This is a genomic window from Pseudaeromonas sp. HNCC25DJ182, from assembly GCF_055413365.1.
The window spans coordinates 20,259-34,240 of record NZ_JBVAYG010000004.1; the positions used below are offsets into that span (position 1 = coordinate 20,259).

General features: G+C 56.3%; 11 protein-coding genes. All 11 read left to right on the top strand.

Annotation, left to right across the window (positions count from 1 at the left end):
• Positions 1 to 5: 5 nt before the first annotated feature.
• From nuoC to nuoN, 11 genes are read left to right on the top strand one after another with little or no spacing between them, the layout of a single operon-like run.
• Positions 6 to 1,811, top strand: coding sequence for an NADH-quinone oxidoreductase subunit C/D (nuoC, locus tag ACZYUB_RS04730; RefSeq protein ID WP_463945966.1), 1,806 nt, complete (start codon positions 6 to 8; stop codon positions 1,809 to 1,811).
• A gap of 2 nt (positions 1,812 to 1,813) precedes the next feature.
• Entirely contained in the window at positions 1,814 to 2,374 is a 561-nt protein-coding gene (nuoE, locus tag ACZYUB_RS04735; protein ID WP_463945967.1) for an NADH-quinone oxidoreductase subunit NuoE, read from the top strand.
• Complete coding sequence (gene nuoF / locus ACZYUB_RS04740) at positions 2,371 to 3,708, top strand: NADH-quinone oxidoreductase subunit NuoF (RefSeq protein ID WP_463945969.1); 1,338 nt, start codon at positions 2,371 to 2,373, stop codon at positions 3,706 to 3,708. Before nuoE ends, nuoF begins: the two co-directional genes overlap by 4 nt.
• Positions 3,709 to 3,768: 60 nt before the next feature.
• Entirely contained in the window at positions 3,769 to 6,510 is a 2,742-nt protein-coding gene (nuoG, locus tag ACZYUB_RS04745) for an NADH-quinone oxidoreductase subunit NuoG (protein WP_463945970.1), read from the top strand.
• Positions 6,507 to 7,481, top strand: a complete 975-nt coding sequence (nuoH, locus tag ACZYUB_RS04750; RefSeq protein WP_460884768.1) for an NADH-quinone oxidoreductase subunit NuoH — start codon at positions 6,507 to 6,509, stop codon at positions 7,479 to 7,481. The genes nuoG and nuoH overlap by 4 nt, the downstream gene beginning before the upstream one ends.
• A 10-nt stretch (positions 7,482 to 7,491) precedes the next feature.
• Positions 7,492 to 8,034 (top strand): NADH-quinone oxidoreductase subunit NuoI, encoded by a 543-nt coding sequence (gene nuoI / locus ACZYUB_RS04755; protein WP_463945972.1) that lies wholly within the window; start codon positions 7,492 to 7,494, stop codon positions 8,032 to 8,034.
• A 10-nt stretch (positions 8,035 to 8,044) separates the two neighbouring features.
• Positions 8,045 to 8,575 carry an NADH-quinone oxidoreductase subunit J gene (gene nuoJ / locus ACZYUB_RS04760; protein WP_463945974.1) on the top strand — a complete coding sequence of 177 codons (531 nt, stop codon included), beginning with the start codon at positions 8,045 to 8,047 and terminating at the stop codon, positions 8,573 to 8,575.
• Positions 8,572 to 8,880, top strand: coding sequence for an NADH-quinone oxidoreductase subunit NuoK (gene nuoK, locus ACZYUB_RS04765; protein ID WP_463945976.1), 309 nt, complete (start codon positions 8,572 to 8,574; stop codon positions 8,878 to 8,880). The genes nuoJ and nuoK overlap by 4 nt, the downstream gene beginning before the upstream one ends.
• Positions 8,880 to 10,727, top strand: coding sequence for an NADH-quinone oxidoreductase subunit L (gene nuoL / locus ACZYUB_RS04770; RefSeq protein ID WP_463946193.1), 1,848 nt, complete (start codon positions 8,880 to 8,882; stop codon positions 10,725 to 10,727). Before nuoK ends, nuoL begins: the two co-directional genes overlap by 1 nt.
• 16 nt (positions 10,728 to 10,743) lie before the next feature.
• A complete protein-coding gene (gene nuoM / locus ACZYUB_RS04775; protein ID WP_463945977.1) occupies positions 10,744 to 12,267 on the top strand; it encodes an NADH-quinone oxidoreductase subunit M in 1,524 nt (507 codons plus the stop codon).
• Positions 12,267 to 13,730: an NADH-quinone oxidoreductase subunit NuoN gene (gene nuoN, locus ACZYUB_RS04780; protein WP_463945978.1), complete on the top strand. Its 1,464-nt coding sequence runs from the start codon at positions 12,267 to 12,269 to the stop codon at positions 13,728 to 13,730. The genes nuoM and nuoN overlap by 1 nt, the downstream gene beginning before the upstream one ends.
• Positions 13,731 to 13,982 lie beyond the last annotated feature (252 nt).

Sequence of the window (13,982 nt, forward strand, 5' to 3'; positions counted from 1 at the left end):
CTGCGATGAAACTGAGCAACCAATTTCCAGTGAATGCCAGCATGCAAGCTTGGCAGCCAAATGATCACATCAATAGTGAAGTGGTGATTGAGCTGCAAGCCCGGTTTGGCAGTGAGAGTTTTGTGGTGCAACCGACCCGTACCGGGATCCCGGTCGTATGGGTGCCTCGGGATAAAATTATTGAGGTACTCCGTTTTCTGCACACTCTGCCCCGGCCATTTGTCATGCTTTATGACTTGCATGGCATCGACGAGCGTCTGCGTACCCACCGCGACGGCTTGCCGCCGGCCGATTACACAGTCTTCTATCACCTGTTATCGATTGATCGGAACAGTGATGTGATGCTCAAGGTGCCGTTGCAAGAGCATGATCTGAAAATGCCGACTGCCACCGATATCTTTGCCAATGCCAACTGGTATGAGCGGGAAGTCTGGGATCTGTTCGGCATCCATTTTGATGGCCACCCCCACCTGACACGGATCATGATGCCCAAGAGCTGGCAGGGGCATCCGCTACGCAAGGATTATCCGGCCCGGGCGACCGAGTTTGATCCCTTCATGCTGGATATCGCCAAGCAGGATATGGAGCAGGAGTCGCTGCGCTTTAAACCCGAAGAGTGGGGGATGCGCCGCAGCAGCGAACATGAGGATTATATGTTCCTCAACTTGGGACCCAACCACCCCTCGGCACACGGCGCATTTCGGATTGTGCTGCAATTGGACGGTGAAGAGGTTCTCGATTGCGTACCTGATATCGGTTATCACCACCGAGGGGCGGAAAAGATGGGCGAGCGCCAGTCCTGGCACAGCTACATCCCCTTTACCGATCGGGTGGAGTATCTCGGTGGGGTCATGAACAATCTGCCCTATGTCTTGTCGGTCGAAAAGCTGGCCGGGATCGAGGTACCTGATCGGGTCAAATTTATCCGGGTGATGCTGGCGGAAATGTTCCGCATCAACAGTCACCTACTGTTTCTCGGGACTTATATCCAGGACGTCGGTGCCATGACGCCGGTGTTCTTCGCCTTCACCGATCGGCAGAAGATTTACACCATCATCGAGGCCATTACCGGGGCGCGCATGCACCCGGCCTGGTTCCGTATCGGTGGGGTGGCGCATGATTTGCCGAAAGGTTGGCAGAAGCTCATCAAAGACAATCTGCTCGACTGGCTGCCCAAGCGCTTGAATGAGTATGTCAAAGCCGCATTGCAAAACAGCATTCTAAAGGGGCGGACGATCGGTGTGGCGGCTTACACCACAGCTGAGGCTTTGAACTGGGGCGTGACCGGTGCTGGATTACGAGCGACCGGGCTGAATTTCGATTTACGAAAATGGCGGCCCTATTCCGGTTATGAGAATTTTGAGTTTGAGGTCCCGGTAGGGGTCAACGGCGATGCCTATGATAGAGCCATGGTTCGGGTTGAAGAGATCCGCCAGAGCCTGCGCATCATAGAGCAGTGCATGAATAACATGCCTGAGGGGCCGTTTAAGGCGGACCATCCCTTGACCACTCCGCCGCCGAAAGAGCGGACCCTGCAGCACATTGATACCCTGATCAATCACTTCCTCCAGGTTTCCTGGGGCCCGGTGATGCCTGCCGCCGAGTCATTCCAGATGATTGAGGCGACCAAGGGCGCCAATAGTTACTACCTCACCAGTGACGGTAGCACCATGAGCTACCGGACCCGGATCCGGACGCCCAGTTTTGCACATTTGCAGCAGATCCCGTCGGTGATCCGCGGCAGTATGGTTTCGGACTTGATTGTGTATCTGGGTAGTATCGATTTTGTCATGTCGGATGTGGACCGCTAATTATGACTCAGCATTGTCAGTGTCACTCACCTTCAGGGAAAGCAAGCCAATGTGGCAGCTCGACCACCCCTACAACGGATTTTGTTCTGAGCAACAGTGAACGCTCAGCGATTGAACATGAAATCCACCATTACGAAGATGCCCGGGCCGCGACCATAGAGGCACTTAAAATCGTGCAGAAAGAGCGGGGCTGGGTACCCGATGGTGCTATCCCGGCGATTGCCGCACAACTGGGTATTCCAGCCAGTGATGTCGAGGGCGTCGCTACCTTTTATAGCCAGATTTTCCGTCAGCCGGTGGGGCGGCACATCATCCGTTTATGCGACAGCGTGGTCTGTTTTATCACCGGTTATCAATCGGTCTTGCAGGCGTTGGAGAGTCAGCTGGGGATAGGGCTTGGGCAAACCACGCCGGATGGGCGTTTTACCCTGCTGCCGGTGTGTTGTCTGGGTAATTGCGACAAGGGGCCGACTCTGATGATTGATGACGATACCCATGCTTTTGGTCATGGTGAGCAGTTGTCGGCTGCGGATCTGGCTCTGTTACTGGAGGCCTATCCATGATTCTGACCGCAGAGAACCACCCACTGACCTGGCGTTTGCGCTCCGACGCGGCGCCGGTCTGGCTCGACGAATATAAAGCCAAGCAGGGCTATGCTGCTGTGGAGAAGGCCTATCGGGGGATGGCTCCCCAAGAGGTGACTCAGGTGGTGAAAGACGCCGGGTTACGGGGGCGCGGCGGCGCTGGTTTTCCGACCGGGGTGAAGTGGAGTTTGATGCCCATGGATCCCAAGTTTGACCGCAAATATCTGCTTTGCAATGCCGATGAAATGGAGCCGGGCACTTATAAAGATCGGCTCTTGATGGAGCAACTTCCTCATCAACTGATTGAAGGGATGATCCTGTCGGCTTGGGCCTTGCAAACCTATCGCGGCTACATCTTCTTGCGGGGCGAGTATGTGGTGGCAGCGGAACGCCTGCGTCAAGCTATTCGCGAGGCTGAAGCGGCCGGGTACCTGGGGAAGAATATACTGGGCTCCGGCTTCAGCTTCGAGCTGTTCGTGCACACCGGAGCGGGCCGCTATATCTGTGGCGAAGAAACCGCCCTCATCAGCTCACTGGAAGGTCGTCGCGCGAATCCAAGGGCCAAACCACCGTTTCCTGCGGTAGTCGGGGCCTGGGGCAAGCCGACCTGCGTTAATAACGTCGAGACCCTGAACAATATTCCTTGCATCGTGCTGAATGGTTCGGACTGGTACAAAGGATTGAACCAGGGCAAGAGCACCGATAACGGCACCAAGCTGATGGGCTTCTCCGGCCGGGTAAAACGTCCTGGTTTATGGGAGCTGCCATTTGGTACCACGGCGCGAGAAATCCTCGAGGATTATGCCGGTGGGATGGTGGATGGCTTGACCCTGAAGGCCTGGCAACCAGGTGGCGCCGGAACCGATTTTCTAACCGAACAACATCTGGATTTACCGATGGATTTTGATTCGATCGGTAAAGCGGGTAGTCGGTTGGGCACCGCGCTGGCAATGGCCGTGGATCACACCGTCAATATGGTGGCGCTGACCCGGAATCTGGAAGAGTTTTTTGCTCGCGAATCCTGTGGCTGGTGTACGCCTTGCCGGGACGGTCTGCCCTGGAGTGTGAAAATACTGCGCGCATTGGAGCGGGGCGAGGGCCAGCCGGGTGATATCGAAACCTTGGAACAGCTGTGCCGGGCTCTGGGGCCGGGCAAAACTTTCTGTGCCCACGCACCAGGTGCCGTGGAGCCACTGCAGAGTGCAATCAAGTATTTTCGCAGTGAGTTTGAGGCCGGAATATCGCCTACGTTTTCCGATAACAAGCATGCAATCGCAGGGATCCAGCCCAATTTGCTGCAACAGCGTTGGTAATGGGGATGTTTCTGGTCGGGTGATTGCATCCGGAATATTGAACAAGGAATCAAAGTTGCTATGGCCACGATTCATGTAGACGGCAAAGAATTTGAAGTGAATGGGGCAGATAACCTGTTACAGGCCTGCCTCTCGTTAGGATTGGATGTGCCTTATTTCTGCTGGCATCCGGCGTTGGGGAGTGTCGGTGCCTGTCGGCAATGTGCAGTCAAACAGTACCAGAATGCGGATGACAAGCGCGGACGCTTGGTCATGTCCTGCATGACCCCTGCAAGTGACGGCACTTATATCTCGATCGAAGACGAAGAGGCGATCGCCTTTCGTAAGGGGGTTGTCGAGTGGCTGATGACCAACCACCCCCACGATTGTCCGGTGTGCGAGGAGGGGGGCGCCTGTCATCTGCAAGATATGACGGTGATGGCCGGACAAAATAGTCGGCGTTATCGCTTCACCAAGCGTACCCATAGGAACCAGGATCTGGGTCCGTTTATATCCCACGAAATGAACCGCTGCATCGCCTGTTACCGCTGCGTGCGTTATTACAAGGATTATGCGGACGGTGGCGATCTGGGGGTCTATGGTGCCCATGATAATGTCTACTTTGGTCGCATCGAGGACGGGACCTTGCAGAGCGAGTTCTCGGGCAACCTGGTCGAAGTCTGCCCCACTGGTGTGTTCACCGACAAGACTCATTCCGAGCGTTTCAATCGCAAGTGGGACATGCAGTTTGCCCCCAGCATTTGTCAGCAATGCAGCATGGGCTGCAATATCAGTCCCGGCGAACGGTATGGTGAATTGCGTCGCATCGAAAACCGCTTCAATGGTGCTGTGAATCGCTACTTCCTGTGTGACCGGGGCCGGTTCGGTTACGGTTATGTCAATAATCCGGATCGTCCCAAACAGCCACTCTGGCGGGAAGGGAATACGGCGCAGAGCCGGATCAGCCTATCGGTCAATGGTGCACTGGATCGGGTTGCCGATGCCTTGCGCAGCAGCGAGCAGGTGATAGGCATCGGCTCCCCCCGCGCCAGCCTCGAGAGCAACTTCGCACTGCGGGAGCTGGTCGGGGAAGATAATTTCTACAGCGGCATCGAGTTGCGCGAGTGGGCTTGTCTGCATCGTCTGCAGCATATCCAGCGCGAAAGCGGGATACCGCTGGCAACCTTGCGCGAAGTGGAAGAGCACGATGCGGTGGTGATCCTCGGGGAAGATATTACCCAGACGGCTGCCCGGTTGGCTCTGGCTGTTCGCCAAGCGGTGAAGGGCAAAGCCCGGCAAATGGCGACCGAACTCAAGGTGGATACGTGGCAGGCGGCGGCGATCCAGACCATTGGTCAGAACGCCCGCCATCCATTGCTCATCACCAGCGTGGACGCGACACGGCTGGATGATGTGGCCGAGGTGACTTTCAGTGGTGCCTACGAGGATCAGGCGCGCATTGGTTTTGCTCTCGCTCATCTGCTGGACTCCTCGGCGCCGGCAGTTGCCGATCTTCGAGCTAGCGAACAAGTGGCCGCGCAAGCCATGTATGAACAATTGATCGCGGCCAAACGACCGCTCGTGATCGCTGGTACCAGCGCCGGTTCACTGCCGCTGCTGGATGCCGCCGCGAATGTTGCCAAGGCGCTACAACAACGCCAGCAAGCCGTTTCATTGTTCTTGGTGGCGCAAGAGGTGAACAGCATGGGTCTGGCGCTCCTCGGTGGTCAGCCGTTGGAGTCGGCCCTGAACCGCCTGCAAGAGCAGGCCGGTCGAACCGCCGTTGTAGTGTTGGAAAATGATCTCTACCGTCGAGCCAGCAAGGCCCGTGTCGATGCCGCGTTCGCTCAGGCAAGCAGTGTGGTGGTACTCGATCACCAGGATACAGCTACCGCCCAAGGAGCTGATTTTGTGCTGCCAGTCGCCAGCTTTGCCGAGGGCGACGGCACTGTGGTGAGTAGTGAGGGCCGCGTTCAGCGCTACTTCCAGGTCTATGATCCGGCCTACTATGACGACACCGTCAGTATCAAAGAGGGTTGGCGTTGGTTACGGGCTATTGCCGGAGTGCTCAGTCACCGTCACTTGGCCTGGAACCAGTTTGAAGACGTGACAACGGCATGCGCCGAGGCGATCCCGGCATTGAGCCCGATCATTCATGCCGCCCCCAATGCCCGTTTCCGGATCAAGGGACTGAAACTGGCACGGGAGCCTCATCGTTACAGTGGTCGCACCGCGATGCGGGCGGATATCGATGTGCATGAGCCGCGAGCCTCACAAGACCCTGATTCGCCATTTGCTTTCTCGATGGAAGGTTATTCCGGTACCCAGGAGCCATTCCAGCAAGTGCCTTTTGCCTGGGCTCCGGGTTGGAACTCACCGTCAGCCTGGAATAAATTTCAGGACGAGGTTGGTGGTCATCTGCGGGCTGGCGATCCTGGCTTGCGGTTATTCGAGGTCAGTGACACGCCAGTATGGAGTTATGCCTCTCATATTCCGGCTCCGTTTCAGTCTCACCCTACCGAGTTGTGTGTGGTGGATTGCCCGCAGCTATTCGGATCGGAAGAACTGTCACAGAAATCACCAGTTTTCCAGCAACGCATGGTGCCAGCGGCCGTGTATCTGAATCCGGATGATGCGGCCCGTTTGGCCGTCAATGCAGATACTCGGGTGCAATTCACATGGGAAGGCAGTCACTGGCGTCTGCCGGTGGTGCTGAGTGAGCGTCTGGCTCCAGGCTTATTGGGGCTGCCGCTGGGAGTAAGCGGTATTCCCACCGCTTTGCATCATCAGCAGATCCGTGATCTGCAGGAGGCCATTCTATGATTCTGTCGGATGCAACCTGGGACATCATCATTGCCGTGGCCAAAGCGCTGCTGATCCTGGTGGTGATGATAGGGGCCGGGGCCTTCATGAGTTTCATCGAACGCCGGCTGTTAGGGCTATGGCAAGATCGGTATGGACCAAACCGGGTCGGTCCCTTCGGTATTTTTCAGTTGGTCGCCGATATGCTGAAAATGTTCTTCAAGGAGGACTGGATCCCGCCATTTGCCGACCGACGCATCTTCATTCTGGCGCCGATCATTGCATTCACCGCGTTTTTGATGGCGTTTGTGATAGTCCCTATCACACCCACCTGGGGCATTGCCGATTTGAACATCGGTATCCTCTATTTCTTTGCCATTGCCGGTTTGGCGGTTTACGCCGTGCTGTTCGCCGGTTGGTCGAGCAATAACAAATACGCCTTGTTGGGTAGCCTGCGGGCCTCGGCCCAGACGCTGAGCTATGAGGTCTTTTTGGGGCTGTCCCTGATGGGGATCGTGATCCAGACCGGCACTTTCAATCTCCGGGAGATTGTCGAGGCCCAAGCGGATTTGTGGAACATCATTCCCCAGTTCTTTGGTTTTGCGACCTTCGTGATCGCCGGGATCGCGGTCACTCACCGTCATCCCTTTGACCAGCCGGAGGCGGAGCAAGAGCTGGCGGATGGTTATCACATTGAGTACGCCGGTATGAAATGGGGGCTGTTCTTTGTCGGTGAATACATCGGCATAGTACTGGTTTCCGCTATGTTGGTCAGCCTGTTCTTCGGCGGCTGGCAGGGGCCCTGGTTACCGCCGATTGTCTGGTTTGCGCTTAAAACCGGCTTTTTCATGATGTTTTTTATCCTGCTGCGCGCTTCGCTACCGCGTCCTCGCTTTGATCAGGTGATGGCGTTTGGCTGGAAGGTGTGTTTGCCGTTGACTTTGCTCAATATGCTGGCAACGGCTGCTTGGGTACTGATCCGTTCAAACTGAGGCTAGCTGTATGATTATCAATGAAATTATTAAAGGTGTTGGCACTCAGATCCGCAGTATCGCCATGATTTTTTCGCATTCCTGGCGGAAACGAGACACCCTGTGTTATCCGGAGGAGAGTGTCTATACAGCACCGCGTTACCGTGGGCGAATCGTGTTAACTCGGGATCCGGACGGTGATGAACGCTGCGTGGCGTGCAACTTATGTGCGGTTGCTTGTCCGGTCTCCTGCATCTCCTTGCAAAAATCCGAGCGGGAAGATGGCCGTTGGTATCCGGAGTTTTTCCGCATCAATTTTTCACGGTGCATTTTCTGTGGCATGTGTGAAGAGGCATGTCCCACCACCGCCATCCAGTTGACTCCTGATTTTGAGATGGGTGAGTACCGCCGGCAGGACCTGGTGTACGAGAAGGAGGATCTCTTGATCAGTGGGCCCGGCAAGTATCCCGATTACAACTTTTACCGGGTGAGTGGCATGGCCATAGCGGGTAAAGCCAAAGGCGAGGCCGAACACGAAGCCAAGCCGATTGATGTCAAAAGTCTGCTGCCCTGAGGAGTTCACCATGGAATTGGCTTTTTATGTCTCGGCACTGGTCGCCATAGTGGCGACCTTGCGGGTCATCAGTAACAGTAATCCGATGCATGCGTTACTGAATCTCATCATTTCACTGATCGCGGTGGCGATGATTTTTTTCTGTTTGGGAGCCGGTTTCGCTGGTGCCATGCAGGTCATCGTGTATGCCGGTGCCATCATGGTGCTGTTTGTGTTCGTGGTCATGATGCTCAACCTGGGTAGTGCCCAAGTCCAGGAAAAGCTGTGGCTAACACCGGGGAGTGTGGTCTTCCCGGCTGTGCTGGCGTTTATCCTGCTGATCTTTTTGGCTAATGCCATCTTCTCCACCACAGGTGGGGCGCTGGGGACTACAGATGTGACGGCCAAGGCAGTCGGTATCGCCCTGTTTGGTCCCTATGTCATTGCCGTGGAGCTGGCATCCATCCTGTTGCTGGCCGGTTTAGTCACTGCCTATCACCTGGGACGCGAAGATAAGCAGGGCGAAGTACTTTCCCATCGGGATGAAGGAGGTAAGCGATGAGTGGATTACCCATGGAGCATGGCCTGCTGGTCGCGGCCGTTCTTTTCTGCTTGGGACTGTGTGGCCTCATCATGCGGCGAAATCTGCTGTTTATCCTGATGAGCATTGAAATCATGATGAATGCTGCCGCATTGGCCTTCGTGGTGGCGGGGAGCCGCTGGGGACAGGCTGATGGGCAGATCATGTACATTCTGGTGATTTCACTGGCAGCGGCTGAGGCCAGTATCGGGTTGGCGCTATTGCTGATGCTGTATCGCCGTCATCACACACTGGATGTGGATATTGTGAGCGAGATGCGCGGATGATGAATCTACTGTTTCTAACCTGCTTGTTTCCTTTGCTCAGCGCACTGCTCCTGGCTTTTTCGGCGGGTCGCTGGAGTGAACAAAGAGCCGCTCTTATCGGGGTTGGCAGTATCGGCTTGTCCGCGCTGACTGCCTTGGTGGTAGGAGTGGATTTCCTCGGCTCTGTGCCGACGGGGGGCGTTTTCTCGCAAACTCTGTGGCAGTGGATGAGCATCGGCTCCTTCCAGCCAGCGTTGCGATTGCACCTGGATGGTTTGTCGCTGACCATGCTGGGTGTGGTCACCGGGGTCGGCTTTTTCATCCATCTGTTCGCTTCCTGGTATATGCGCGGTGAAGAAGGCTATTCACGCTTTTTCGCCTACACCAATCTCTTCATCGCCAGCATGTTGTTCCTGATCCTGGCCGATGACTTGCTGTTCGTGTACCTGGGCTGGGAAGGCGTCGGTCTGTGCAGCTACCTGCTGATCGGATTTTACTATAAGCATCCAGCCAATGGTGCAGCGGCACTCAAAGCCTTTATCGTGACTCGAGTGGGTGATGTCTTCCTGGCGATTGGCATGTTCATTCTGTATCGCGAATTGGGCACCTTGAACATTCAGGAGCTGGTGATCCGTGGTCAGCAGCTCTGGCAGGTCGGTGACCCGACAATCCGGCTGGCCTGTCTGATGCTGTTGGGGGGTGCCGTGGGTAAATCGGCGCAATTACCATTGCAGACCTGGCTGGCAGATGCCATGGCCGGTCCAACACCGGTGTCGGCGCTGATCCATGCTGCGACCATGGTGACCGCAGGTGTCTATCTGATTGCTCGCACCCATGGGCTGTTCTTGTTGGCACCGGATATCTTGCTGCTGGTCGCTATTGTTGGCGCTGTCACCTTGCTGCTTTCCGGTTTTGCCGCACTGGTGCAGACCGACATCAAGCGCATTCTGGCGTATTCCACGATGAGCCAGATCGGCTATATGTTTTTGGCGCTGGGCGTTGGGGCCTGGGATGGCGCTATTTTCCATCTGATGACCCACGCCTTCTTCAAGGCGTTATTGTTCCTCTCCGCAGGCTCCGTCATTGTGGCCTGTCACCATGAACAGAACATTTTCAAGATGGGTGGCCTGCGCCGTTCGTTACCTTTGGTCTATGCCTGCTTCCTGGTCGGGGGCTCCGCGCTTGCGGCATTACCGCTGGTGACCGCCGGCTTTTACAGTAAGGATGCCATTCTGTGGCAAGTGCAGGCTGCCGGTCAGCAGCCGTTGCTGATTGCCGGGCTGGTGGGGGCGTTGTTGACCTCGCTCTATACCTTCCGTCTGATTTTTATTGTTTTTCACGGCAAAGCGCACACCAGCGCTCACGCCGGTCAGGGCTTGTCGCACCATATTCCGCTTGTGGTGCTGATGACGCTTTCGACCGTGGTTGGGGCCTGGATTGTGCCTCCGTTGGCTGGTGTGTTACCCGATGGGCCAGGGGATCATCTCGAAGAGGGTAAGCATCTGCTGGAGTTCGTCTCGGCGGGTGTGGCGTTATCCGGTATTGCGCTGGCTGCTTGGTTGTTTCTCGGTGAGCGTAGATTCATCACCCGTGTTGCCAATTCGGCGCTGGGCCGTGGGCTTGGCAAACTTTGGTTTCACGCCTGGGGCTTTGACTGGCTCTATGATCGACTGTTTGTCCGACCTTACCTGTTCCTCGCCCGCGTCTTGGCTCGTGATCCCTGTGATCGGCTGATGGAGCTGCCGGGTGGGCTGGCACAATTGGGGAACAAACTGCTGGTGACAACCGTTACGGGTAAGCTGCGCTGGTATGCAGCCTCGATGGGCTTGGGGGCGCTGATGGTACTGGCGCTGTTGCTGTTGGTCTGAAGAGAGAGTACGGATCGTGACGCTATTATGGATACTTTTGACCCCGTTTGTAGGGGGATTACTCTGCTGGCAGACCGAGCGACAAGGCAGCCAATTGCCGCGCTGGATTGCGCTCCTGTCTATGTTAACCGTGTTACTGCTGAGCATAGGGCTCTGGTGGCAAGGGGATTTCTCGCTCAGTGCGCAAGGCGTTCCGGGGTGGACGGCCGAGTACCTGGTGCCCTGGATCCCGCGCTTTGGCATCAGCATTCATCTGGCTATCGATGGCTTGTCGCTGTTGATGGTGATGCTGACCGGCTTCCTCGGAGTGATGGCGGTGTTGTGCTCCTGGAGTGAAATCGCGCAACGGATTGGTTTCTTCCATCTCAATCTGCTGTGGATCCTGGGGGGGGTCATCGGCGTGTTCATGGCGATGGATCTGTTCCTGTTCTTCTTCTTCTGGGAGATGATGCTGGTGCCGATGTATTTCCTGATTGCGCTGTGGGGGCATGCCGCCTCCGATGGCCGCTCACGGATCAACGCCGCTACCAAGTTCTTCATCTATACCCAGGTCAGCGGTCTGATCATGCTGGTGGCGATCCTCGGGCTGGTGTTTGTTCACTATCAGGCAACCAATATCCTGACGTTTAGCTACGAAGAGCTACTCAATACCCCCATGTCGGCCGGGGTTGAATATGTGTTGATGCTCGGGTTCTTCATTGCTTTTGCCGTCAAGATGCCGGTGGTGCCATTACATGGCTGGTTGCCGGATGCCCACAGTCAGGCTCCGACTGCCGGTTCTGTGGATTTGGCTGGGATCTTGTTGAAGACCGCGGCCTATGGCTTGCTACGCTTCAGCTTGCCACTGTTTCCCCATGCCTCCGCCGAATTTGCACCGATTGCCATGTGGCTGGGTATTGGTGGCATTATCTATGGTGCAGTGCTGGCGTTTAGCCAGACCGATATCAAGCGCCTGATTGCCTACACCAGTATCTCGCATATGGGCTTTGTGTTGATTGCCATCTATGCCGGTACCGAGCTGGCGCTGCAGGGGGCAGTGATCCAGATGATCGCCCATGGCCTCTCGGCGGCGGCCCTGTTTATCCTGTGTGGTCAGCTGTATGAGCGTCTGCATACGCGAGATCTGCGGCAAATGGGTGGGCTGTGGGGACGCATTCGTTATCTCCCGGGCGTCATGCTGTTCTTCTCGGTCGCCTCGTTGGGGCTGCCCGGTACCGGTAACTTCGTGGGTGAGTTTCTCATTCTGATGGGCAGTTTCTCCCGTGTCCCGGTAGTGACCGTGGTGGCTACCACCGGACTGGTGCTGGCCTCCGTCTATTCTCTCATCATGTTGCAGCGTGCCTGCTTCGGGCCGAGTAAGAGCGATAGCCTGTTGTTGGCCATGCGCCCGCGGGAGCTGGGCATGATGTTGCTGCTGGCCGGGTTGTTGATCCTGTTGGGCTTGTACCCGCAGCCGGTGATCGATACCGCCAATGGAACCGTCGGAGCTGTGCAGCACTGGTTCGTCTCTCTTCCCGCCGTCAGTGAAGGAGTGCTTTGATGACGTTTTCCCTAGAACAATTGATGGCGGGTTTACCGCTGGCTCTGACTGCTGCAACTATGGTGGTGTTGATGCTGGCGATTGCCTGGCGTCGCAGCATTGATGTGGCCTTCTTTGTCACCATTGGTGGCCTGAATCTCGCGTTGCTTTCCCTGTTGCTGCTGGTGCGCTTACCTACCCAGGAGTTGACGCCGCTGTTGCGGCTGGATCATTACGCGATTTTTTACATGGCGCTGGTGCTGATTGCCTCACTGGCTAGCTGCACCTTCGCCCGTGCCTGGTTACGTCTCTACCCGGATAACCGCGAAGAGTTCTATTTACTGCTGCTGATTGCGACCTGCGGTGGTTTGGTCCTGGCGATGACCCAGCATCTCGCATCTTTGTTCATCGGTATCGAGCTCATCTCGCTGCCGATGTTTGGTCTGGTTGGTTACGCCTATCGCGAGCGGCGCTCACTGGAGGCCGGGGTCAAATACATGGTGCTGTCGGCGACGGCAACCGGATTCTTGCTGTTTGGCATGGCACTCTTGTATGCCCAGTCCGGCAGCTTGAGTTTTGCCCAATTGGGCACGGCACTGGCGGCCAGTCCCGAATTCCAGCCTCTGTTCCTGGCTGGGCTTGGCATGATGCTGGTGGGGTTTGCCTTCAAGTTGTCGATGGCGCCGTTTCATCTGTGGACTCCCGATGTGTATGAAGGCGCCCCCGCACCCGTGGCCTCTTTTCTGGCAACCGCCAGCAAGGTGGCCATCTTCTGTGCCTTGTTACGCTTTTATCTGGCCATACCGGCCGCTGAAGCCCAGATGATGCACCTTCTGCTCTCGGTGATCGCCATCCTGTCGATCCTGCTCGGTAACCTGCTGGCTTTGGTTCAGAGCAACATCAAACGGATGCTGGGTTACTCTTCAATTGCCCACTTTGGCTATCTGCTGGCGGTGGTGATCGCCAGCCGTCAGCAGCTGATCCCCCTAGAAGCCGCTGGCGTCTATCTGTTGATGTACCTGTTTACCAGCCTGGGAGCATTCGGGGTCGTGAGTCTGATGTCCAGCCCTTACCGGGGCAAAGATGCGGACTCCCTGCACAGTTACCGGGGCCTGTTCTGGCACCGACCTTACCTGACTGCGGTGTTGACGGTGATGATGTTGTCCTTGGCCGGTATCCCGACCACGTTAGGTTTTATCGGCAAGTTTTATATCATCGCTGTCGGCGTGACATCCGGTTTGTGGTGGGTGACGGCAGCGGTGATCCTGGGCTCTGGTCTGGGCTTGTTCTATTACCTGCGGGTAATGGTGACCCTGTACTTGCGTGAGCCTGGCATGCAGGCGCGGGATGCCGAGCGGGATTGGGCGCTGTCCGCCGGTGGAGTCGTGGTGCTGTTGTCTGCGTTGATCGTCTTGCTGTTGGGACTGTTTCCACAGCCGTTGCTGGAGTTGGTACAGCAGACCCAGCTGGTAACGCTGCAATAAAATCGGCTCACGCCGATCTTCGAAGGCTGCCTGTGGGCAGCCTTCTTATTTTCTACCCACCAAAAAACCAGTCTGACATCAGCAAAGCCGATCAGGGCCGTTCTTTCTGAATACAGGTGCGTTAGATGTGGTGCTAACCGGTTGGGCTGAGTAGATCAATCAACTGGGTTCGGGAATGAAGGAGCAGAGCGCCGGATATGTCCGTACAGTCGGCGACGAAAAAGGCCGCAATGCGGCCTTGTGTCGGAGTGG